The organism is Gimesia chilikensis (assembly GCF_007744075.1).
Lineage (GTDB): Bacteria > Planctomycetota > Planctomycetia > Planctomycetales > Planctomycetaceae > Gimesia > Gimesia chilikensis_A.
Genome location: NZ_CP036266.1, coordinates 3,323,903 through 3,345,941, shown reverse-complemented (window position 1 = coordinate 3,345,941; position 22,039 = coordinate 3,323,903). Strand labels below are relative to the sequence as shown.

Sequence of the window (22,039 nt, the reverse complement as noted above, 5' to 3'; positions counted from 1 at the left end):
TAAGGTTTTGCACAGCTGTTATTGCAGGTGCAATATTGGCACCTGCATATATTGTACCTCCAATATACAGGAAGGCAATAGCAATCAGCAGGGATTAATAAGTAAGACAGAGTTAGAGCTTAATCGGCTTAACGGTCCGGCGCTGATCGGGAGAGGGGAGCTGAAATATGAGCGGGCTTTGTTCGAACTTCGAATTGATCTAATGAGATTATCTCAAAGTTCGGAAAATCTATCTTGTGATCAGGCACGGTTATCCAGTCGCGTTAACATACACTTTGCATTCTTAAGACTTTCTACTGAAAGCTCGATCCATCAGGGATGTCCTCGGCTCATCCGACATCTCACTGTTTCAGATGCAGGAAACTCAACAGGTTTCGTTCGATTGTTGCTGAAATATCATTAAGCGGCAGGTGGCTATGATTTGCTGTCGAAAACGGATTCTCTAATTCAACGCCAATCTGGTCGAGCGATAACAGGGGGTAGGCGATGAGCATCGTGAGTATTGGGATCCACCAGATTGTATTTAACTGAGGGATCATGGCCACAGGTAGTAGCAGCAGGAACAGAAGAATAAAATGCCTGATTTTGAGTGAATAAATTTGAGGAAGTGGCGTCAGTACAATTCTTTCACAAGCTCCCAGATGATCGATCAGTAATGCACGTTCTCGATCAATTTGCATAAATGCGAAACCGTCTAATTCCCCTTGCTTTGTAGCAGTTTGAAGCAGTTCACCTATTTGCATCGCCACGGTGCTTGGCATATGACCGGACGCAGTGAGATTACTGGCAGCGTCTGGGCCGATCAAATTAATGACTTCATCTGAAAGGGGCTCACTGCGCAGAGTATGGCGAGCCACATGCGGAAAGGCTGCCGTCCACCTGACCATATTATCTCGCCAGGTTTTGTTCTCTGGCCCGTATGTAATCGAACTAATGATTAGATTGCGTGATTGGTTGACGATGCCTCCCCAGAGCGTACGAGCTTCCCACCATCGGTCGTAACCAGCATTCAATCGAATGACCAGCAGTATTCCCAAAGCTACTCCAGCGAATCCAAAAACACTGATATCTAGTTCAAACGAAACTTGAAAGTGATCCTTTATAAATGAAGCAGCACCACAAACAACACTTGAGAGAATACCAAAAATCAGTACCGAGGGAATCACTTTAAGTGTAACCGCCCCTTCCAAAGCAACCGCCTCATGCCAGAACCCTTTGCGAGTTTGATAACTTGTCATTTTATTTCCCCTAAACGCCAGACAGAATGTCAGAATCACGACATGCATTGTACGTGGTATCTAATTAACTTCTTTCACACTATTCACATTTTAATTTGCATTTTATTTAGCGACTCTGGGCTTGCTCAACAAATGAGAGGCACTTTGAGCACTCAACGGTGATCGTGAATTAATTCGGCTAGAAGGAGCGGGCTGTATGCGTCTTGAATACCGTTTATCACCATTAACTACTAAATCTGGAGTCGTTGTGCTTCGTGACAGACCATGGATAATAGTTTGACAGGTTAAGCCTCGGCGCAGGGAGAACCGTTTCTGCTTGAAATCAAACGTCAGAAAGTGAATCGGTACTTGGAGACTGTACTGGGAAGCCCGAATGGCTTACGCCCCCGCTGCCAATTCACTCTGCTTCCTGAGCACGCGTATTGTTTGAGGGTAGTCATACGTCATCAACAGTGCCCCCTCGGCGGCATATTCCTCAAACAAACTCTTAAATAGATAATCCTCGCCGGGCCAGGGATAGGCAAAAACAATGTCAAACTCATTGAGACCACGCTGGAGTTTTTTGTATCCCTCCTCCGCGTCATTAATAAGCCAGGGAAAGACGGAATTGTTATCTACATAGGCTTCCTGAGCAAGGGCTTCGGCGCCCGCCGGAATAAAGCTGCCTTGAACGAACTCCACGGGCAGGCCAAAGTCATCCGCCAGTCTGCGGGATGCCTCAACCAGATCCTGTTCAATCTCAATGCCATAAGCCATAAATCCAAGCATCGAGGCTAACGACGCTACCACCCCGAAACCGCTCCCCCACTCGCACAATGATGTTCCGCAGGCAAGGTTCTCGTCCGTGATTGCGTGCAAGGCGTGATAAACTTTTTCGAAATGGCTTGGCACAAAACCCAAAGCAGTGCACGGACTGTTCTCAAGATAATGACGGATCCTTGCTTCAGCTTCACTAAGAAAATCAATGATCGCATCGGGTACGACTGCAGTCTGAATTGAGATTTCAATTTCCACCAGAGGCACAATATGTAATCCTGTTAGATTTTCATTTAAGGGCAGGGGGGCACGTCTTGTTCAGAAACAGTCGATCAAATTGCTCGCAGCAGACTCAGTCACGAGCAAAAAACAGCCAGTCAGTCTGCTGTTCGTTGATCAGATTGTTGAAAACGGTCACGGGCTCAATCCGAACTTCGCGGAACACCTCGTGCAACGCGTCGGCAAACCGGGGACTCTCTGCGTAAGACCAGATGCCGAGCACCCCGTTTTCTTCCAGGTGGAGCTTTGCACGCTGCAATCCTTCGGCTGTATAAAAATGGCCATTCCCATCATCGAGTTTCTCATCTGGTGAATGATCCACGTCGATGAGAATCAGGTCATACCTCTTGTCCGGCGGACTGGCGAGTTGCTGGTAGATATCACTCTGAGTGATGGTGAGACGATTGTCTGCGTTCAGCTTGCCTGACAGCGGAATCATATCTTGCTTCAGCCAGTTGATCACCTGTGGTAGAAACTCCAGCACCTCGCATTGTGATACGCGATCAGATTCCAGCGCTGTCCAGGAAGTATACCCCAGCCCGAGGCCACCAATCAGTACGCGCAGGCTGGATCCAGAGTGCATCTGCAGCGCGATTTCCGACAGGGCCTTCTCGGAAGCTGTCAGGTAACTGCTCATCAGAAATTCATGGTTGAGCGTGACTTCGGTGACGATCGTTCCCGGTTCGCACAGCAACTCACGCCGCCGCAAACACAACATACCGAGATCCGTGGGTTCATAGGCGAGTATCTCGAAGAACGGAGGTTTCATAGTAGAGCGGCTTTCGATACATAAGATGTTAGCCGCCTGACAGGCAAGAACGATTATCTGTCTGTTCTACTCTAGTATTTCCGTAATCCGGGCTAACCTTGGATTCAGCAGGACATTCAAGATGAAGGCCCTGTTCGCTCATGTTTGTTTTGCTGTGATTTGAAGGAAGTTTCTCTCAGTTCCGTCAGATTGGTCTCACGTTCTCAGCACACGGTCCTTTGGGACCACGTCCTTCGGTGTACGACACCCGCTGTCCGGTCTGGAGCTGGTCGAATGATATTCCTTCGAGATTTGACGAGTGGAAGAACAGGTCATTACCAGTTCCAGTGTCGATAAATCCAAAGCCCTTCTGCATCACAACCTTGATTGTGCCTTCAGCCATGTTAAGTCCCGTTCCTCTAAAAGAGATACGATGCGGAGCTGCCTGACACTACTTTGGAGAGACCATTTCGCCGCGTAGACGAATCGTAACTGACCGGAAGTTGTCAGGTCAACAGGCTGGGACAGTGTTTGTTCTGAGTTCTAAGATTAAAACAGAGTGTCTGAACTGAGAGTTTCAAAGAAATACCGGGGGTGAGTTCGAGAAACGGAAGTTCTTACCAGTCCCGAAACGTTAAGTGTGTCAGTACCAGAAAAACGGAAAATTGCGGTTTAAATATCTGAGAGGGACTGGCATGCTTTAGCCTCTGATCAATTCGAAGAGGCGCGAAATCGTTTATCTCAGGCGCGTCCGTGATTTCATTACAGGATCCCGGGGAGTTATTGAGGATGGCGACCAGGAAACTTACGACTCGTTATTTATCCCGACACGTGTGGAGATATACGGGGTGAAAGGCCCTTGTAACCTCGCACAACCCTTAACGTATTTACAACATCGCGACAAAAGAAAAGAAGAGGTAGATACTCACTACTTTGTCCAGAGATATTCCGCCTTCAATAGAATGCTCATTTTCAAGTAGTTTCGAGTCTTTGTGTTTTTTATCGAGCTGCCCGATTTTCCAATTAGTCGACAGATACAAGGGACTGTGAGGAAGACTGTATCCCTCATTACGGAAATTCCTGAGATCACGCATGCTTTAAAATTGCATTCTAGCCAGACAGGAAGTTCCCAATCGGCCAAGGTAAGACCTCGATCTTCCAATACAGAATTCTCTTTTAATGGTCATCCACACACACAACAAAAGTTTTCAGCATGACTTTCGTGACTTGAAGTGTGAACTGGACAGAGGAAAAGAGCATCATTTGCACAGACAGCTATGAGCCTTCTAATCTCTGTTTAGCTGCAAGTGAAGCGAGCGAATCAGGTACACAATGAAAACCACACATTTAGGTACATTTCCAAAAAACAAAAAAGCCCATAAGCATTAATCGCTTATGGGCTTATATGCACGCCCGGGTGGATTCGAACCACCGACCTACGGATTAGAAGTCCGTTGCTCTATCCAGCTGAGCTACGGGCGCCTGTGTTTCTCTATGGACCCCACTTCGGGCGAATGAGTTCGCACCGGGGTCGCGGAAGCGGTGCTGGATTCTAACGGGAAAGTGCTTTTCGGCTCAATACTTACAACACACAATGCAGGCCCCGAATTCAAAAAAATTCGGGTTTCCGGCTGCGGATCACCCATTTTCAGCCGCCGGTCACCAGCGCGATCCCTGTTTTCGCCGCGATTCACTCTGCCTGCTGCACCAGTTCGTGAATGCGCTTGATCAGAATATCTTCGGTTCCTTTCGCCCAGCGGCCCGGCTGATTGTAGTAGATCATCGAGAAATCAACCTCGTAACCACCTTCATCCCGCATCCGCTCTGATGCGACGTAGCCGAACACGTCATTGGCGTAAGCAGTCGCCCAGACGTCGTCACTTTTGAGTTCCCGCTTGAGCCGCAACGCGTAGTCCACCACCACTTCGCCTCCCAGGAAGACCATCGTAAACTGCCGACCGAACTTCCAGACCTGCACGGGAGCAGGATAGCTCGTCGGCAGTTTCCCCTCTTTCTCGAAGTGCTTGAGCATGTTAGCCGCGTGCTGTCTGACCTGCGGCCGCTGATGATCGAGGGCCGTTTCCAGTTCCTGTTTCGTTGGAGGCTCGAAAGGTAGATCCGCCTTGCCATAAGCAGTTCCCAGCGGGGCCGTAATGGGCTGCGTCTCTTGTTTCAGCAGTCGGGCAACTTCCACCGCGATCGCCCGGCCATGACCGATGGCCAGATCCTTCGCTACATCCTTCTTGCCCCGGATCGGATTCTGATCGGCTCCACAACCGATCGTGCAGACGGCGACAATCTCCCCCTGTTGCTCTTCAATATAACGGGCGGCATAGCCGGCCCAGTCGCCGTTGAGACAATTGTAATCGCCGCCGAACGTGGTGCAGTGACAGGCATAGTTAAATACCAGTCCCCGCAGTCGTCCGTTGCCATCAGTCACCTTCAATACCGGCAGACTGTGGTCGACGGGCCCCTCCGGATTGACGCCGAACCCGGTCCACTTGCCGTTCTTCAGCACCCGCCGGTTCTGGGCAAAGCCGACTTCTCCGGTGACCAGCGCCATCGTTCCCGGCTTGAGATCTTCAATCGCAGTGCCGACGGTCTTTACGATCCGCGCTTCGACCTGGGTCCAGTACTTCTGTGATGCATTCCGCTGCGCTTCGGTCAGCGGTGTAGAGAAGATATTCGACAAGCCCTCCACCGGATGCGGAGCGGTATGGGAATGCGTGCTGCAGATCACCAGTTGATCGCGGTCCAGTCCGTACTTCTCTTTGACCGTCTTCGCAATCCGGTCGGTAAACGTGCCGGCGAAACCGATGGAATCGAGCGAGACCAGCGCACAGACCTTTTTCTCAGGCGATCGAATCGCGATGGCCCGCACATACAGGGGCTCATCCACGTTCTCGTAAACCGTATCCCGGTTGCCGTACCCGGAGAGCCGTAACGGGACCTCGGGAGTAATTTCGGTCTTCGCGAAACCATAAGCATAACCGGCGTCCGCAGCACGGAGCGTGCCACCACTCAGGCAGCAGACACACAACACAACAGACAGAAATTTCAAACCACAGGCAACCATCGCATTCTCCCGAAAGCAGAGACAGGCGGAAATTAAACGTAATCCATTCTCCTGATTATGCCATATCTCGCCAGCGATGGAAACCAGCAACCCGCGGACAGGGAAATCAGCCGCTCCTGGAATCAAAAAACAAACAAAGCCCATTGACCGACTGCTGTCGCGCCAGTAACGCAATCAGATCAACGGGCTTCGTTACTGTTTTAGAACGGAGTTGCTCCGTTTTTTGTCTGTCGCTTTCTGAAAAAACAAAACCACGTTCGATGAATTCTCCGTGAGTATTGCAAGATCGACTTGCACATCACCCTGTTTCTGTTTATCACAACGATTCACAAATATCGTAGTGGATAAATCTGAAGTGATTGAATAGGCTAACCAGTAAATGCAGTGATGCAGCCGCTCCTGCCCGGGACTGTCGCTCTCACATCTCTTTCCGGGAGAATTCATAAATGCCAGAAATCGTCGTCACCTGTCCGCACTGTCAGGCCAAGGCTAAACTGAAAAGCACCAAAATGCTGGGGAAGAAAGTCAACTGCCGCAGTTGCGAAACTCCCTTTGTCCTCAAAGCCGATGGCCAGAAGAAAAAAGCCAGAGCCGCGTCCGCAGATGAGTTCGATGATTTCGACGAAGAATTTGACAGTGCCGCTGTAGCCCGCGCCCGTCGCGCACGCAAAAAGAAAGGTAACTCCAGCAGCAGTGCCGGCACAACGAAAGCCAAATCCAAGGGTAAAAAATCGGAACAGGAAAAGTCACAACCTCCCGTTCTGCTGTTAGTCGGCGGCAGTATCCTGGGGCTCGCCCTGACCGGCGGTGTGATCTATTTTATGGTGACCGCAGGAAGTTCGTTGAGTGCTCAGAATGCGGCACAGAATCAGCAGGCAGGCCCCGTCAAGTATGCGACCTTCCACCCGGAAGTCGGCGACTTCGGCTGCGAATATCCCGATAACTGGAATGTCAAAAGCGGAGGCGGGCAGGGGGGCGTCCAGAGCTGGGCCAGGTTCAGTTCCCCCGATGAAAGCGCCACGATTTCGGTACGAGGCAACATGACTGGCGGCGCCCTCGGTGGTGCCGGCCTGGCGATGACACAAGGCGCCGATTCCGACGAAATCGAACCGCCGGTCGTCGGCATCCATCGCCTGATGAAAATCAAACTGGCGGACGACTACCCCAACTACGAAGAAATCGGCGATTACAAGTTACTGGACACCAAAATGGGCGATGCCTGCCAGTCTGTCTTCACCACCAAATCACTGCTGGGAGGCACACAGCGTGGCTACCGGGTGACCCTGCTCACCGGACGGGTGCAGTTCAATATGATCTGCCTCTGTCCCGACGGTCAGTTCGATCAGTTCACACCGATCTTCACCCAGGTGATCAATACGATTCACGAAAAGTAGCCGGTTCGAAAGAGCCTGTCTGTTTAACCCCACGACCAGGCGAACTGGTTCTTGAAGTGGTGGTAATACAGGCCAATCATTCGTAACGCCACCAGTTCGACGTAGATCATCACGCCTCGCATCAGAAACAGGCCCATGATCCCCCATTCGATGTTCGCGAAAGTCAAGCCGAGCTGCAGCCCCGCCACGAAGAACATCCCGGTTGCGGTAAAGAAGTAAGCGGGCATCGATTTGAAAATCGTCAGGACCATCAGGTCGAGACGTAAGACCGATTCCACACCACCGACGGCCACACACAGCGCCAGAATCGGCCAGAAGAACACACCCATACAATACAGAAACATGAACATGCTCAGGTGAAATGCAGGCAGGTTATCACCAATGGTCTCCATTCCGAACAAATACAGCCCCGCATCCGCAATGATCTCCGGATTGAGGAAGAAGATCACGCCCACATAGGCATAAGCCGGAAAATGAACCAGGAACCAGGTGAAAATCCACTTGACCATCGGGATAAAAAAGCCCTCTTCGGGGCTTAACTCCGGCAGATGTTTCTCACCTGCAGCCGCTTCATAAATCACACAGAAGCGATAATGGCTGTACCAGCCCCGGATGATGATCAGCCCGATAAATCCCAGCGTGCCGGCGAAAGGTAATAATGAGAAACAGAGCCCCATCCCCAGCCAGAGCAGCATGAAGATAAACAGGTTGGACGGATCGAGCAGCATCAGGAACGTCGCCTTCAGATCCTCGACGTAGTTATTCTCTTTCTTACGCGTGACAGGGCCGTCTTCATCACCGTCATACTTCTCGGCCTTGACCATCGGCTTGCGCCGCACCGGCCGGCGAATCGTTTTGGACTTCGCTTCCAGTTCCACCGCATCGTCCAGCAGGCTGGAAAAGTCATTCTCGGCGTAGTCCTCATCCTGTATTGATTCCAGCGTGGGAATCGCCACGGTTTCGCCACACTCCTTACAGCGCAGCTTTTTACCGGCGGCTTCCTCTTTGACTTTATAATTCTTCGCACAGACAGGGCAGTTGACTTGAATTGACATGGAACGGATTCATCCTGAAGAACAAACGGCGCTGGGAAAACAGTCTTGTCTTGAGTCTGACAACGCGAACGATCCGACCCAGGATCAAATGAAACTGATTTTTTTGTTCACTTGCAGCATAACGCAGTTCATCGGATTTCGCGAGCGTTTTCTGAGCCGTCCTTCAGGATCGGTCTGGAAAACGCCGGCGACATGGAACAGGCCGTCACCGTCCAGCGGTTTAACGAACTCTCCAACCCGGAAGACATCAAAAAACGGGCCGCACAGGTGATGAAGAGCATCAAAAATAGCAATTGGCTGCAGCGAAGAAGTTGGTACGGAAACTCCAGAGAAACAGATTCACTCCGTCCAGTCTTTCACATCGACGCCAAATAATTCATGTGCTGTTTCCAGGGCCGCCTGTCGGGTTTCATGCCATGAATCGGCAGTAAAAAATCCCTCGGGACTCATTACCAGATTATAACCTGATTTACGATCCCCCTGAATTTCCAGTTTCACCTCGCACGTCCGCGCTGGTTCACTCGATCCCGCCTGCGCAGAAAGCGACCAGCAGTTCCTCGTCCCCCAGATCTGACAGCTTGTTATCGCATAGATTGACTTCACTTCATAATTCCCAAGAGGTTCCCCATTAAAGGCGAAGGGATCAAACATCGCTTAAGATGTTTGATCCGGATAATGAAACAAAAATCTCGCGCCTCTCATAGCAGGCTGCCAACCCTCGCGTAGTGCTTCGCGAATACATTTAGCAATGATCTCGGGAGTCACGGACCTGGCTTCGAACTTATACTCCCCCTCAAATCTCACCCAGGGAAACACGACTGCAAGAGTTGCCCCCTTTGTATCAGCTCGTTCGATCGCCGCCAGCATATTTCCGGATTCACACTCTTGTATGTATGTGGCTCGACTTCGAATCAGCCAATGATAATCAATACCATCCACAGTGATCGTGCGTTTTCCTCGGCTGGGGAGTGTCATTCGATATCCTTTTGGTGATCCAAGGTTGTTTTCGCCAGTTTTCAGATGGAGTCCAGACACATCTCACCATTTGCCAGTTCGGATTTATACGGCATTTGATTAAAAAACCATTCGGCCTGGTCTCCTCGATTGGTGAAAACCAGGTAATTATTGTTCTCAAAGACACAACGACATCCAGCCAATGCCTCATGCCTGATTTCCTGCTCCTGTCGGCGTTCCGTCCACTGTAAAATGATTGAATCAATCTGCGTCAGCTGTTGCTCAACAAGCTTGGCCCATGGTTGATCTTTTGTCAGCATTATCCGTTGCCACCCATATCGATTTACGTCATCGGAGACAGCCCAAACGGGTTTATTAAAAACCCTGGGATAGGCTTCAATGCTTTGACCATCTTCTTTGATAGACATAGACAAGACGCTCTCATCTCGAAACAGTAGATCCAGATTACAATCACATTCAGTGTCCGGTTCTCCATCGCAACACAGCCTCCAACAGGAAATCTCTGACAGTTCTTTTCCGATGTATTTCCTGAAGGGTTTCAGGCGTTCCCTCTCGCTCAAGATGATAAAATCAGGCTTCATTCAATATTCATTTCTTTAGTTTCGATCCAGTCTGACAGAGGGTTTCATATTACACACCTGTGCGGTATAAACAAGATCACCTGACAGTTCTGCCACTGCTTCCAAACTCTTCTGGAACCCGCACCATGATCGACTCGGAATTCTATTCGGACCGGTGTTACTATTCCGGGCGCTATCTACCCCCATATGCTACTCGTTATCGAGACAGCAAATGAAAACTACGGGGAACAAACAAATTTGATATCATGTCTCATCATGAATTCAGGTATTAATCAGCACTCGTCTCACCATGCTCATCTAAAAACCAATCATTCTACAGGAACCTCCCCCATGCCCCCCGCCGAATTTAAACAAAAACTGTTAGCAGGCCTCGGCGGTGACTGGCCCGCGCCGCCGGAACTGAATGTCAAACACCGTGATACCATTCAACGGGACGGCTATCGCATTGAGTCACTGACCTACGAAGCCGAGCCCGGCGATCCGATTCCCGCCATGCTGCTGATTCCCGATATGGTCTCGCCCGCGCATCCCGCTCCCGCCGTCGCGGTCTGGCACCAGCACGCCGGTCAGTACCATCTCGGCAAAAGCGAACCGGCGGGACTGGCCGGAAACCCGATGCACCACACCGGTGCCGCCCTCGCGAAAGAAGGTTACGTGGTCCTCTGTCCGGATGCCCTCTGCTTCGAAGAACGCCAGGACCCGACCGGCAAGCTCAAAGCAGGGAATTATGAACGCTTTGAATTCCTGCGTTACGTCGTCGACGGCAAATGCATGGCCTGGAAAAATATTCTCGACATGCAACGCGCCGTCGACTTTCTGCAGAGTCGCCCCGAAGTCATCGATGAAAAAATCGGCTGCTACGGACATTCGATGGGTTCCACGCACACCTGGCTCATCGGTCCCTGGGAACCCCGTATCAAATGCCTGGTGGGCAACTGCTGCCTGCCCACCTACAAAGGCATTCACCGCGAACACATGCTGCACTGTTTCCCTAATTTCATCCCGGGTATCTACGAATTTGGCGACACCCCCGACATCGCCGCCCTCATCGCCCCGCGTCCATTGCACATGAATTTCGGTGAGCTGGATGGGGGCAGCCCCATCGATGAAGTCCGCCGCGGTGTCAAAATAATTGCAAACAACTACGCTGCCATGAATGCAGAAACAAACTTTAGTTATTATATTGAAGAGGGAGCCGGCCACGTGCTGTCCCCCGTGATGTGGGATAAAACACGGTCCCACTTCGAGCGCCACCTGAAGTCTTAACCCAGAGAGAATACCCGGAACCCATTCATGGATGCCCTGAAATACACGCAGGAACTGGTCGGCTTTGAATCCACCAGCTGCTACTCAAACATCGAAGTCACCGATTACGTCGAAGCCGAGCTCAAAAAACTGGGTTTCGAAATCGAACGCCTCGAATACACGGATGCCAAAGGCGTACGTAAAGCCAACGTCATCGGTCGTCGCGGTTCTGGCCCCGGAGGCATGGCCTACTTCGCCCACACCGATGTGGTTCCCGCAGATCCCTGGTTCACCGACGAGTTCGGTCCGTTCACTCCCACCATTCAGGGAGACAAACTCTATGGCCGCGGTTCCTGCGATATGAAAGGTTCCATCGCCTGCATGCTGGCGGCCGCCAAACGCTACGTCGATCAGGACCTGAAACACCCGCTCTACATCACCTGTACCGCAGACGAAGAAGTCGGCTATCACGGTGCTAAGAACGTAGCGGAACACTCCCAAATCTATCGAGAGATGGCAGCAGGCGAAGCCCACGGCATCATCGGCGAACCGACCATGCTTGAAGTCGTCTACGCGCATAAGGGAACCTACGGTTTCCAGGCCATCTCCCACGGCCGGGCCGCTCACTCCAGCCTCGATACCGGCATCAACGCGAACCTCGCCATGATCCCGTTCCTCGTCGAAATGAAAAAACTGTACGAAGAATGCATGACCAATCCCCGCTGGCAGAATGACGAATTCAACCCGCCTACCAATGGCTGGAACATCGGTATCAACGACAAAACGGCTGCCGTCAATATCACACCCCCGCAGAGTATCTGCACCGTTTACTTCCGCCCCATGCCGGGACAGGAGCCGGACGAACTGGTCGCCCGCGCCCGCGAAGCTGCTGAAAAGTGTGGTATTGAATTCCAGTTCAAATGTGGAGGCAGCCCGGTTTACACCGATCCGAATTCGACCATCGTCAAAGAAGTCCTGAAGATTGCCGGTAAAGATCAGGCGAAAACGGTCTCCTATGGCACCGACGGCAGCCAGTTTCCCGAGATGAAAAACCTGGTCGTCTTCGGCCCCGGAGACATCGGCCAGGCACATACACACGATGAATTCATCGCCCTCGAACAGTTGGAGCAGGGGACCGAGAAATTCGCGGCCCTCATTGAGAACTGGTGCTGCTGAATGTCACCCTCTAATCAGGGACTGGCAGGCACACCACTGTTGAATTCCGCCGGATCAAAGGGATCCGCGGGCTTCGGTTTTACCAGCTTATTAATTTCCTGGTCGGACAGCTTCTTCGGAACAAAATCGGCAATCAGAGAGAGGTCTCCCTTCAGAGGTGTGGCCTCGCTGGTTCCGCCGGTCTGTTGAATCACCGGCTGTCCTGCTGCCGCTCGATCCTGGATATCCTGTTCCATGAGTGCCTGTTCGAGGCCGGAATTGGAACCGCCACTTGTCGGGCGAATCTCCGCGGCCTGCTTCAATAGATTCTCACGGGCAAAGCCCACCCGACGTTCCGCCCGTTTGGCCAGCCGGTCAGCCCGCAGATTGTCATTCGCCAGACGGTCTGCGACCGCATCGCCCACCCACTTCTGAACTATCTCTTTCTGCTTCCGTCCCGCATAGCCCTGGTAGACGACCATGCCCTGCTGCGGATGTTCCTGCTCCGGTTTCACGATCAACGCGCTTTTGGTGGGGTAGTCGAAGTCCAGCCACTTCATGACCTCTGCCAGGTTCTTCTCGGCGTAGATCCGATGATTTCCATACCGCCGCGTGACCTGGGTCAATTTGAATTCAGAAGTCGTCGCACTCCCATGGCAGTTCGCATTTCCACATTTATTGAGCAGGATCGGCTGAATCTTGCGTACGAAGATCGCAGACTGTTCCCGGGAGATTCCTGTCAGTGAAGTCGCTTCGTCTGCATTTTCCAGTTTCTGCGTGACCAGTTTCTCTTCGATTTTCTGCTGAATCGTCATCCGGTCTTTCGTGGGAGAGACGTTCATCAGACGACGTAACATCAACTGGGGCTCAGAGCGTTTGGGTTCCAGGCGAATCGCATCCCGCAATTCACTCTTCGCTTCTTCGATCAGATCATTCGTTACACACCAGCGGGCCAGATCCATATGCGAATTAGCCGTGGGAAATTTCATCGACGCCCGCTGCTTCTTATAAATTCCATGCAGGTCGGGAGCCTCAAACACCACATCCGCAAAGGGGACCAGCATACTCCCCGTCGGATTCGTGACGAGGTAGCCTCCCGCGCTTTCGCTGATTTCACCCGAGACCATCCGGCCGGTCCGCATCAACAGAATCGAGTTCTTTTTCAGCGGCGTCTCTACCTGTGCCTCCACAGTCCTTCCACCAATCCAGCCGAACACAGCCAGGCAAAACAGAAGGGCAGGCACACACGAACGAATTGGCGCTGATATTAGAGTCATAGGACATCGACACTGAAACAGGGATTCAGAATTTGACGCCTGCCAACCGGACAAACGAGAACACTAAACCATTTCACCAATGAGACTTATGGTAAAACAGAGACATGATTGTCACAGGAGAGGCAGGGGAGAGGATTTGTGAACCGCTCTCATATGGGATTTATCGTTTTGGGTCAACCCGGGATTTCCTCACACGCCCAAGAGCAGGGGGCGGCACCGGTTGATTTCACCGTCAAACCGGTCACAATAGGCGGCTGGAATCTCTGTCTCTAACCTGATGGATGCGAAATGAGTGAAGACTCTCAGTTTTTTGATCAAATGGTGGGCAAAACGGTCGTGATCGACCTCACCAGCCTCTACGTGATTGCAGGAACCCTGATCGGGCAGGACCAGCACTACCTGTTTCTGGAACAGGCCGACGTCCACGATCTCCGCGATACGACCACCACCCGCGAACTGTACGTCCATGAAATGGGCAAACACGGTGTCGCCGTCAATCGCGAGCGGGTCCTCGTCTCCCGCCGGGAAGTCGTCTCCATCTCGGCCCTGGATGATATCGTCCGCTGATTTCCATTCTGGACAGTAAAAGGAAAATACCCCGCAGAACCAATCGTCCTGCGGGGTTTTCATATCTCAGTGAATCAGGCTCTCAGCGATTAGAGAGACCAGCCATCACGGTAATCGCGGCTCAGGAACTTGTTGGCTTCCGGCGCATTGGTGAATTCCATCTTCTTGGCATCCCAATCCAGTTTCTTACCAGCGCGGATGGCACAGTTACCCAGCAGGGTCGTTTCCGTCAGGCGGCTGGCATAATTGAAGTTGGACATCGCAGGCTCACCACCTTTGATGGCAACAACGAATTCTTCGAAGTGACCGGGTGAACGAGGCAGGCTCTGCTCGGGCTTTTTGAAGTCGCTGAACTTGTCGCGGGGCAGCAGCACGTATTCTGCACCGTAGTCGTCCGGCGTATACAGGTTGCCTTCATCGCCAATCAGAACCACACCACTGGGCTTCATTTTTTCGCCCATCAGCAGTTCTTCCGGAGGCAGGTTACCACCATCGTACCAGGTCAGCTTCAGCGGACAGAGTGTTTTATCGCCCTGGGTCCGCTCGGGGAACTGGTAGGTGATTTTGGTCGACTTGGGATAAGTCTCGTTTTCAATCATTCCTTCCGATTCGGCGACGATGGAAGTCGGATCGTACAGATCGAGGGCCATCACGTGCATGTTCATCGTGTGACAGGCCATGTCACCCAGGGCACCGGTACCGAAGTCCAGCCAGCCACGCCATTCAAACGGATGATACAGCGTGCTGAATTCCCGGTAAGGAGCAGGGCCGAGGAAGAGATCCCAGTGAATGTGCTTGGGAGCCGGTTCCCCTTCCGGTGGACGCTCGACGCCTTTACCCCAGACCGGACGGTTCGTCCAGACATGGGCTTCACGCACATTACCCAGCACGCCGGACCGGATGACTTCGACGGCTTCGCGGAACCCGTCCTTGGCAGTCCCCTGGTTGCCCATCTGGGTCTGCACATTGTGCTTGTTAGCTGTTTCACGCATCACGCGGGCTTCGTGGACCGACCAGGTCAGCGGCTTCTGGGTGAAGCAGTGCTTCCCTTTTTTCATCGCCATCACGGAGGCAGGAGCATGCGAATGGTCAGGGGTACTGACAGTCACCGCGTCAATTTTATCGCCCATCTCTTCCAGCATTTCGCGATAATCATTGAACTTTTGCGCTTTGCGATAGCGAGCCGCTGATTTCAACAGACGCTTATCGTCGATATCACAGATAGCAACCAGGTTACCGCTGCTTGCTGCACTCGCTGTATCGCTGGAGCCTTTACCGCCCACGCCGATTGCGGCGAAATTGATTTTTTCCATGGGAGATTTTTCAGCAGCCAGCAGGCTCTGACCACCGACCCAGAAGGCGGCTCCCAGTGCCGAGCTCTGTTTGATAAACTCGCGGCGTGTTGTACGTTGACTCATGAAGTGCTCCTGTTTGAATGTCTAAAGTAATCGTCTGACGCCATGTTACTTTAGTCGGTTAAAACGTGATTTAACTTTTAAGAATCTCAAATCAGTAAAGATCCATTTATTGTAGTGGACGCCCCAGCGAAAGAAAACAGAATTAACCCCGAAATGGCCATCTCCCCCAGACTCCGAAAACCCGTGCACACTTGAGCCATTCTCATTTTTTTGAAATATTTTCCACAGAGACTTTTCTCCCCTGAGGGAACATGTCAAAGTAAATAAAACATCACAGCGTTCACCCACCCACACCGTCCCGCAACACGAAACTGACAACCCCCATGAGCAGCAGTGATTCTTCTTCCACGACCTCTGAATTTGATGTTCTGATTAAAGGCGGCACCGTCATCGACGGAACCCGCGCCCCGCGCGTGACTGCCGACGTCGGCATCAAGGGGGACCAGATCGTCGCCCTGGGAGACCTTTCCTCTGCGAAGGGGGCCTTTGAGATCGACGCGACAGGAAAAATCGTGGCCCCCGGCTTCGTGGATGTCCACAATCACTCCGACAGCTGGCTCCTGAATACGCCGAACTTCCTCTCCAAAACATCGCAGGGATTCACAACAGAAGTCATCATGGCCGATGGCATCTCGTATGCCCCCGTCGACCGCTGCACTGCCGCCGACTGGATCTACTATCTGCAGTCCCTCGACGGACTCTACCCCGAAGAATACACGGGCTGGGAATCCCTCGAAGATTACATGAATCTGCTCGACGGCAGAAACGTGCAGAATGTGATGACCCACATCCCGTATGCCAATCTGCGTTCCATGCACTGCGGATTCGGACGCCAGCGAGTCGACGACTTCCAGATGAAACTGATCTGCAGCGAAGTCCGCAAGGGAATGGAAGCGGGCGCCGTGGGAATCTCAACCGGCCTCGATTACGTCGCCCAGTGCTTCTCGCCGACCGACGAACTCGTCGAAGCCTGCCAGGCGATGGCCGAATATGACGGCCTGTATGTCTCGCACATCCGCTACAAGAAATCGCTGATGCCCGCGATCGAGGAACTCGTCGAAATCGGCAAGCGGGCCGGCGTCAAAGTACACATCTCTCACATGAAGGGACAGCATCCGGGGCAGGCCGAAGAGGCACTCGAATACATTGACAAAGTCGCCCGCCACGAGGTTGATATTTCGTTCGACGTCTATCCCTATCAGCCCGGCTCCACCATGCTGCACTTCCTGCTTCCCTACGAAGTCTTCGAAGAGGGCCCCCGCAAGGCAGTCGAGAAACTCAAGCAGCCCGAAATGCAACAGCGGTTCAAATACGGACTGGAGAACTACCTGCTCGACATCTCGGCCATTCAGATCGCCTGGGTCCTGACCGAAAAAAACAAGCAGCACCAGGGCAAAATGCTCAGCCAGTACGTGGAAGAAACAGGGCTTCCGAAAGAGGAAGCCCTGATCAAACTGCTCATCGAAGAAGAGATGGCCGTCCTGCTGGTGTTCAACATGGGCGATGACCGCCTGGTCGATCCCGTTCTACAGCACGACCTGTATATGATGGGCACCGACGGCATCTACATGGACGGGGGCGTCATTCATCCCCGCCAGTTCGGTTCCGCCGCACGAATCCTCGGCCCCTGTGTCAGGGACCACAAACTCTTCTCACTGGAAGATGCGGTTTATAAACTCTCCGGTTGTGCCGCCCAGCGGTTCGGCATGGAAAAACGCAGCATCCTCAGGCAGGGCAACTACGCGGACATCGTCGTCTTCGATCCCGAAACCATTCAGGATAACGCGACCTACACAGATCCGCAGCAGTACTCCACCGGTATGGAATATGTTCTCACCAACGGCGTACCCATCGTACACAACAACCAGCCGCTGGATGTTAACGCCGAAACACTCCCCGGACGCTACGTCCGCTATCAGCCCAGGTAAGGCTGCAGGCGGGCCACGGTTTCCGGGCTGCGATATTCGTTTTTACCGATTCCGTACGCGGCACCCACTTCAACTGCCTGTTCCTGGTACTCCGGAAAGTTCGAAACCAGCATCAGCGTGCAGGGCTTCACGTCGGGCGTGTTTTTGATGGTCTGCATCAGTTCGATACCGTCGCTGTAGTCCGCATCCAGTTTGCGATTGATCATTACCAGGTCGTAAGCGGTGGTTTTCAGCTTCTCGAGCGTATCCTGTTCCACGTCCGACTCATCGATCTGGACTTCAAAATGGGTATTCAGAAAACGGCTTAACGCACTGGCATCCGGCATACATTGCCCGACACTGAGTACTCGTTTCGTCATCGAAAGTTCCTCTCTCTCTTTATTTCAATTGTGATCTGATTTCTGGTAAAGCGATTCTGATTGAGCAGCAGTTTAACTGCACAAGCGGGATAGTTCGCGGATGGATTCCAGCGCGTCATCCACGTCCGGCACCTGCACTCCCGGCTCGCGACCACTGTGATCGCATTCTTCCAGCAGCAGCAGGTCTTCGTAATTTTCGTTGGCCATCAGCCGTCGACGGGCCCGGGCACCGATCGTCCCCGACCGGATCAGGTGGGCCTCCATGTGATGTTCGATCAACCAGGCAGTTCGATCTGTAATAAATCCTTCCAGCGCCTGCAAGCCTGCCTCGACATGATTCTTCGAATCGATGGCTTTGCCCACATCGTGCAGCAGTGCCGCGAGCTGAAATTCTTCGTCGTAAGGCAGTTCGTCACAGGCCAGATCATAAACCTGCAGACTGTGGTATAACGCGTCCCCCTCGGGGTGATATTTCTTTGACTGCTTCACCGCGGCCAGCGGCAGAAGCAGCATACGGTAAATCTGGAAGCGGTCCACACTCTCCTCGACTTCTGCCAGCCTTTGATCCAGATCGATACCGGGATAATCCTGCTCCAGCAACTGTTCGAACTCGGGCAGGGTGGCGCGTTCGATCCGTTTCCCCGTAATCGAACATTTGAAGCCGTAACTCGATTTTTCTGTCGGATACAGCGTCAGTTCAACCGGATAAGTGTCCTGCACATGAATGTGTGTAAACACGCGTTCTTCCCCGTGTTTCTTCACCGTCTTGTGCTCGACATGATACGGCGTTCCCTCTTCATCCAGCTGTGTCGTCACTGCTTCACAACTGTGTGAAAAGACATGGATATCAATATCCGATCCCTGTCGGATATGACCCGTGAGGGTACTGCCGATAATTTTTGGGTGAAACGCCTTGAAGAGTCGCAGATAACGCAGGGCCTGCAGCCGCATCGCCAGCAGGTTTTCGGTGCGCGACTCTCCCTCGAATGTACAGGCGAAACGCTGAATTTCGTCCCGGATTTCGCGGTTACTGGGAAGATCGGCCGGTTTGACCCAGCCCTGGCAGACCTTGCGGGCTGCTTTCATTTTGGCGCGATAGTACTCAGTTTCCTGACGGGAATACATCAGTCGGGCCGCCTCAAAGACGATCTGGCGGCGCATTTTGCTGGAATTCATTCAAAAATCGGTGAACTTTCTCACCGTCGAATCGAAGACACGCTGATTGGAAGATTTTACGGTATGACCTGACAGACAGGCTCTTAGGGATTCTAGCCATCCTGCGACAAAAATCAATTTCGATTTAGGAGAAACTGCCCATAACGGCAATTCACAGCTCTCATCAGGAAATATTTCAGACCAGAGAACACCCCTGAAACGCAGAAACCGGGGACCGCTGCTGCGCTGCCCCCGGTTTCTGTTGTTCGCTCAACGAGATTAATCCCCCAGTACCTCGCGGCGGGCCTGTTCGGTCAGCTGATGCACTTTCGCAGCCACACGCGCTTCGACCGACTCTTTAAACGGACCGGGATAAGAAGAGTAAATCATCGCCCGGGCGCCTTCATAGCCTCCCTCTTTCAGGACCCGCAGGCTGGGCAGGTAGCCGAACACATGGTTCGAATAGCCGGCAACCCAGACAATCGGATCGGTTTCACCCGCACCATGGCCCGACTTCAGCTCTTTCTGGAAGCGATGCGAATAATCGACCACGGTCTCGCCGCAGACCGCCACCAGGGTCAGGTCTTTTCCAAACTGAACCACCTGCAGCGGAAAAGCATATTCGGTCTGAATACCGCCCCGTTCCTCCAGTTGGTCCAGCAGACGCGTCGCGTGACTTACCTCATACTTGTTGCCATTCTCTTTCTGCTTGAGCAGTTCTGCTTTGGTGGGGGGAGTCGCAAACTCCAGTTCCACATCGCCCATCGCCACTCCCAACGGACCGTGAATCAGGCGAGGTTGTTTCACAGAGATAGCCGTCTCAACCGCATTGGCCAGCGCCCTTCCGTGCTGCTTCGCCAGGTCGAGCGTCCGTCGCGGGTAAGGGTTCTGATCCCCGCCACACCCCATCATGAACATCGCCACGGTCCCCGGGTGGTCAGCTTGCAGATATTCCTGGGCATAGCCCGCATAGTCACCACAGAACTGGTAGAAACTGAGTGTCGTATTATGACAGGCATAACCGAACAGTACCGCCATCAGAGAACTGTCGGGCCGTTCGACCATCAGCACGGGCACCCGTTGATCGACGGGACCTTGAGGATGCGGGCTATTAATCACTCCGTTCTCGGTAGGCAAGCGGCGGTTCATCGAAAAACCGGCGCGTCCATACGAATACTTGAGCACGGCTGGCTCCAGTTGAGGAAGGGCTTCCCCAATCGCGGCCACCAGTTTTCGCACCAGCTCCTGCGTATAAACCCGCGCCTGGGCACCACGGTCACCGCCCAGTCCCCGACGGCTGGCTTTCTTTTCTCTCAGCTCCGGTCCGCAGTGCGTATGCGAGGCATTCATCAACAGTGCCGCAGCGGGAATCTGAAAATCTTCTTCCAGGCGGGCCGCAATCGGATCACGCAGGGCAGGGGTGATACCAATCAGGTCGGTCGTGATCATCACCAGTTTCTTGCCACGGCTGTCTTCCAGAATCAGTAGCTTGGCATACAGATCGTGTACTTTCCCCTTGGAAGGTTCCGTGCGGGCTGCATAACCGGCCATCCACATCGGTTTCTCGGGAGTAATCACCACCGACGCCGCTACGGCTTTCCATTCGGTCTGCTGTTTCGCTTCGGCTGCTGACAGTCGGCTATTCCCCCCGACCGTCACGATTCCCGCCAGAACCAGGACCACCAGATAACGCTGTATGTTATTTTTCATCGGATCTCCCTGCAGTTTTTATCAATCGTATTGGAAGTGGAGTCAGGCTCCACAGACCGGGCAATCGGAACGGCGCTGAATCCGGTTGCGGTGAAATGTCATGTCGCGCAGATCAAACATCAGCAGTTGATTGGCCAGCGTCTCGCCAAACCCCGCGAGCACCTTGATGGCCTCCATCGCCGCCATGCAACCCACGGTTCCCGAAACCGCACCAAACACGGGAAACTCCCGTTTCCAGGCCGGGGGATCATCGGGATACAGACAGGCCAGGCACCCGGTCTCACCGGGTAGAAAGGTCGTGATTTGTGCTTCGAGATCGTACATCGCGCACTCGATCAGTGGTTTCTGCTGCAGAACGGACTGCCGATTCATGGCATACCGCTCGGGGAAGAGCGGTGCACAGTCGACGATCAGATCTACCTGATCCACAATCGCCACTGCATTCTCTTCCGAAATATTTTCCTGGATCGCCACGATCTCCAGCCGTGGATTCAGTTCCTTCAAACGCCGCTCTGCGGATTCAACGCGTGGCTTTCCCAGCCAGTCATGCGTCATCAACAGCTGCCGGTTCAGATCGCTCGGTTTCACATTCCCGGCGTGAGCCAGGACCAGCTTGCCGACTCCCGCAGCAGCCAGTTCATAAGCCACAACACTCCCCAGACCGCCACAACGTGAAACCAGCACCGACGCATTCTTCAGCTTCTCCTGCCCGGCTTCGCCGAACTCGGGCACCCAGATCTGCCACTCGTAAACGGCTCGTTCTTCATCTGTCAGGGGAGCGAAACCAGACATCATGTCTCCTTCAGGCTGAATTGCGTGAGGTCAGTTAAAAAGACGAGGATATCATCCTCCGGAGATCGGGGAAAGGATCGTAACGCTGTGATGCGGTTCCAGCGTCAGCGGTTCATCCCACAGCACCTGTTCATTGGAAACAAACAACAGCATGGAAGGATGCAGGGCCTCGCCGGCAGGGAACAGCAGTGGCTTCAGTGAATCGGCCCGCGACTCAGCCACAGTCTTGACCAGTTCCTGCAGCGTCGTGCCCGCGGGGACTTCAAATTCTTCTCTTCCGACACCAGCCGCTTTTTTGACCTGGGCTGTATATTCGACCGCAATTTTCATG

The 22,039-nt window shown here is 52.9% G+C and carries 20 protein-coding genes and 1 tRNA gene; 5 read left to right on the top strand and 16 right to left on the bottom strand.

The genetic code is table 11. From position 1 onward, the window contains the following. Positions 1–341: 341 nt before the first annotated feature. The 6 genes from HG66A1_RS12705 to HG66A1_RS12680 all read right to left on the bottom strand — a co-directional run bounded on the left by HG66A1_RS12705 (position 342) and on the right by HG66A1_RS12680 (position 6,097). Entirely contained in the window at positions 342–1,238 is an 897-nt protein-coding gene (locus tag HG66A1_RS12705; RefSeq protein ID WP_145184199.1) for a bestrophin family protein, read from the bottom strand. A gap of 378 nt (positions 1,239–1,616) precedes the next feature. Further along, positions 1,617–2,261 carry a class I SAM-dependent methyltransferase gene (locus tag HG66A1_RS12700; RefSeq protein WP_145184196.1) on the bottom strand — a complete coding sequence of 215 codons (645 nt, stop codon included), beginning with the start codon at positions 2,259–2,261 and terminating at the stop codon, positions 1,617–1,619. Positions 2,262–2,346: 85 nt separating this feature from the next. Next, positions 2,347–2,991, bottom strand: coding sequence for a spermidine synthase (locus HG66A1_RS12695; protein ID WP_145184193.1), 645 nt, complete (start codon positions 2,989–2,991; stop codon positions 2,347–2,349). Between the two features lie 235 nt (positions 2,992–3,226). After that, a complete protein-coding gene (locus HG66A1_RS12690; protein ID WP_145184190.1) occupies positions 3,227–3,424 on the bottom strand; it encodes a cold-shock protein in 198 nt (65 codons plus the stop codon). A 1,005-nt stretch (positions 3,425–4,429) separates the two neighbouring features. Beyond that, a tRNA-Arg gene (locus HG66A1_RS12685) sits at positions 4,430–4,503 on the bottom strand. Between the two features lie 208 nt (positions 4,504–4,711). Continuing rightward, a complete protein-coding gene (locus tag HG66A1_RS12680) occupies positions 4,712–6,097 on the bottom strand; it encodes a neutral/alkaline non-lysosomal ceramidase N-terminal domain-containing protein (RefSeq protein ID WP_197997123.1) in 1,386 nt (461 codons plus the stop codon). A 446-nt stretch (positions 6,098–6,543) separates the two neighbouring features. Between HG66A1_RS12680 and HG66A1_RS12675 the strand changes: the two genes are divergently transcribed. Next, positions 6,544–7,491: a hypothetical protein gene (locus HG66A1_RS12675; protein WP_145184184.1), complete on the top strand. Its 948-nt coding sequence runs from the start codon at positions 6,544–6,546 to the stop codon at positions 7,489–7,491. Between the two features lie 23 nt (positions 7,492–7,514). On the opposite strand, the gene HG66A1_RS12670 is transcribed toward HG66A1_RS12675, so the two are convergent. The 3 genes from HG66A1_RS12670 to HG66A1_RS12665 form a co-directional block, all read right to left on the bottom strand. Beyond that, positions 7,515–8,546: a hypothetical protein gene (locus HG66A1_RS12670; protein WP_145184181.1), complete on the bottom strand. Its 1,032-nt coding sequence runs from the start codon at positions 8,544–8,546 to the stop codon at positions 7,515–7,517. 339 nt (positions 8,547–8,885) lie between these two features. Continuing rightward, positions 8,886–9,044 (bottom strand): hypothetical protein, encoded by a 159-nt coding sequence (locus HG66A1_RS31980; RefSeq protein ID WP_197997122.1) that lies wholly within the window; start codon positions 9,042–9,044, stop codon positions 8,886–8,888. A gap of 518 nt (positions 9,045–9,562) precedes the next feature. Then, complete coding sequence (locus HG66A1_RS12665) at positions 9,563–9,928, bottom strand: hypothetical protein (protein WP_145184178.1); 366 nt, start codon at positions 9,926–9,928, stop codon at positions 9,563–9,565. Positions 9,929–10,432: 504 nt separating this feature from the next. Here HG66A1_RS12665 and HG66A1_RS12660 point away from each other — a divergent pair. Further along, positions 10,433–11,368 carry a dienelactone hydrolase family protein gene (locus HG66A1_RS12660; RefSeq protein ID WP_145184175.1) on the top strand — a complete coding sequence of 312 codons (936 nt, stop codon included), beginning with the start codon at positions 10,433–10,435 and terminating at the stop codon, positions 11,366–11,368. Between the two features lie 27 nt (positions 11,369–11,395). Beyond that, on the top strand, positions 11,396–12,523 hold the full coding sequence (locus HG66A1_RS12655) for a M20 family metallopeptidase (RefSeq protein WP_145184173.1): 1,128 nt from the start codon (positions 11,396–11,398) through the stop codon (positions 12,521–12,523). A 14-nt stretch (positions 12,524–12,537) separates the two neighbouring features. Here the strand turns inward: HG66A1_RS12655 and HG66A1_RS12650 are convergent, their stop codons facing one another. Further along, on the bottom strand, positions 12,538–13,692 hold the full coding sequence (locus tag HG66A1_RS12650) for a hypothetical protein (RefSeq protein ID WP_145184170.1): 1,155 nt from the start codon (positions 13,690–13,692) through the stop codon (positions 12,538–12,540). Positions 13,693–14,067: 375 nt separating this feature from the next. Between HG66A1_RS12650 and HG66A1_RS12645 the strand changes: the two genes are divergently transcribed. After that, positions 14,068–14,346: a hypothetical protein gene (locus HG66A1_RS12645; protein ID WP_145184167.1), complete on the top strand. Its 279-nt coding sequence runs from the start codon at positions 14,068–14,070 to the stop codon at positions 14,344–14,346. An 89-nt stretch (positions 14,347–14,435) separates the two neighbouring features. On the opposite strand, the gene HG66A1_RS12640 is transcribed toward HG66A1_RS12645, so the two are convergent. Then, positions 14,436–15,764, bottom strand: a complete 1,329-nt coding sequence (locus HG66A1_RS12640; RefSeq protein WP_145184164.1) for a Gfo/Idh/MocA family protein — start codon at positions 15,762–15,764, stop codon at positions 14,436–14,438. 323 nt (positions 15,765–16,087) lie between these two features. Between HG66A1_RS12640 and HG66A1_RS12635 the strand changes: the two genes are divergently transcribed. After that, on the top strand, positions 16,088–17,692 hold the full coding sequence (locus tag HG66A1_RS12635; protein ID WP_145184162.1) for an N-acyl-D-amino-acid deacylase family protein: 1,605 nt from the start codon (positions 16,088–16,090) through the stop codon (positions 17,690–17,692). On the opposite strand, the gene HG66A1_RS12630 is transcribed toward HG66A1_RS12635, so the two are convergent. The 5 genes from HG66A1_RS12630 to HG66A1_RS12610 form a co-directional block, all read right to left on the bottom strand. Further along, positions 17,680–18,051: a response regulator gene (locus HG66A1_RS12630; RefSeq protein WP_145184160.1), complete on the bottom strand. Its 372-nt coding sequence runs from the start codon at positions 18,049–18,051 to the stop codon at positions 17,680–17,682. The genes HG66A1_RS12635 and HG66A1_RS12630 overlap by 13 nt on opposite strands. Before the next feature lie 72 nt (positions 18,052–18,123). Next, the gene (locus HG66A1_RS12625; protein ID WP_145184157.1) at positions 18,124–19,227 is read right to left on the bottom strand and encodes an HD domain-containing protein; all 1,104 of its coding nucleotides are present in this window, start codon (positions 19,225–19,227) and stop codon (positions 18,124–18,126) included. A 258-nt stretch (positions 19,228–19,485) separates the two neighbouring features. Next, positions 19,486–20,916: a neutral/alkaline non-lysosomal ceramidase N-terminal domain-containing protein gene (locus tag HG66A1_RS12620; RefSeq protein ID WP_145184154.1), complete on the bottom strand. Its 1,431-nt coding sequence runs from the start codon at positions 20,914–20,916 to the stop codon at positions 19,486–19,488. A gap of 42 nt (positions 20,917–20,958) precedes the next feature. After that, positions 20,959–21,711, bottom strand: a complete 753-nt coding sequence (locus tag HG66A1_RS12615) for a HesA/MoeB/ThiF family protein (RefSeq protein ID WP_232106818.1) — start codon at positions 21,709–21,711, stop codon at positions 20,959–20,961. 48 nt (positions 21,712–21,759) lie between these two features. Next, positions 21,760–22,038 (bottom strand): MoaD/ThiS family protein, encoded by a 279-nt coding sequence (locus tag HG66A1_RS12610; RefSeq protein WP_145040329.1) that lies wholly within the window; start codon positions 22,036–22,038, stop codon positions 21,760–21,762. Between the last annotated feature and the right edge of the window lies 1 nt (position 22,039).

Coding starts and splice junctions, on each gene's coding strand:
- HG66A1_RS12665 (WP_145184178.1), bottom strand. CDS start 9,928: ATGTCTATCAAAGAAGATGGTCAAAGCATTGAAGCCTATCCCAGGGTT.
- HG66A1_RS12640 (WP_145184164.1), bottom strand. CDS start 15,764: ATGAGTCAACGTACAACACGCCGCGAGTTTATCAAACAGAGCTCGGCA.
- HG66A1_RS12655 (WP_145184173.1), top strand. CDS start 11,396: ATGGATGCCCTGAAATACACGCAGGAACTGGTCGGCTTTGAATCCACC.
- HG66A1_RS12660 (WP_145184175.1), top strand. CDS start 10,433: ATGCCCCCCGCCGAATTTAAACAAAAACTGTTAGCAGGCCTCGGCGGT.
- HG66A1_RS12675 (WP_145184184.1), top strand. CDS start 6,544: ATGCCAGAAATCGTCGTCACCTGTCCGCACTGTCAGGCCAAGGCTAAA.
- HG66A1_RS12695 (WP_145184193.1), bottom strand. CDS start 2,991: ATGTTGTGTTTGCGGCGGCGTGAGTTGCTGTGCGAACCGGGAACGATC.
- HG66A1_RS12670 (WP_145184181.1), bottom strand. CDS start 8,546: ATGTCAATTCAAGTCAACTGCCCTGTCTGTGCGAAGAATTATAAAGTC.
- HG66A1_RS12635 (WP_145184162.1), top strand. CDS start 16,088: ATGAGCAGCAGTGATTCTTCTTCCACGACCTCTGAATTTGATGTTCTG.
- HG66A1_RS12615 (WP_232106818.1), bottom strand. CDS start 21,711: ATGATGTCTGGTTTCGCTCCCCTGACAGATGAAGAACGAGCCGTTTAC.
- HG66A1_RS12705 (WP_145184199.1), bottom strand. CDS start 1,238: ATGACAAGTTATCAAACTCGCAAAGGGTTCTGGCATGAGGCGGTTGCT.
- HG66A1_RS12645 (WP_145184167.1), top strand. CDS start 14,068: ATGAGTGAAGACTCTCAGTTTTTTGATCAAATGGTGGGCAAAACGGTC.
- HG66A1_RS12690 (WP_145184190.1), bottom strand. CDS start 3,424: ATGGCTGAAGGCACAATCAAGGTTGTGATGCAGAAGGGCTTTGGATTT.
- HG66A1_RS12630 (WP_145184160.1), bottom strand. CDS start 18,051: ATGACGAAACGAGTACTCAGTGTCGGGCAATGTATGCCGGATGCCAGT.
- HG66A1_RS12625 (WP_145184157.1), bottom strand. CDS start 19,227: ATGAATTCCAGCAAAATGCGCCGCCAGATCGTCTTTGAGGCGGCCCGA.
- HG66A1_RS12680 (WP_197997123.1), bottom strand. CDS start 6,097: ATGGTTGCCTGTGGTTTGAAATTTCTGTCTGTTGTGTTGTGTGTCTGC.
- HG66A1_RS12620 (WP_145184154.1), bottom strand. CDS start 20,916: ATGAAAAATAACATACAGCGTTATCTGGTGGTCCTGGTTCTGGCGGGA.
- HG66A1_RS12610 (WP_145040329.1), bottom strand. CDS start 22,038: ATGAAAATTGCGGTCGAATATACAGCCCAGGTCAAAAAAGCGGCTGGT.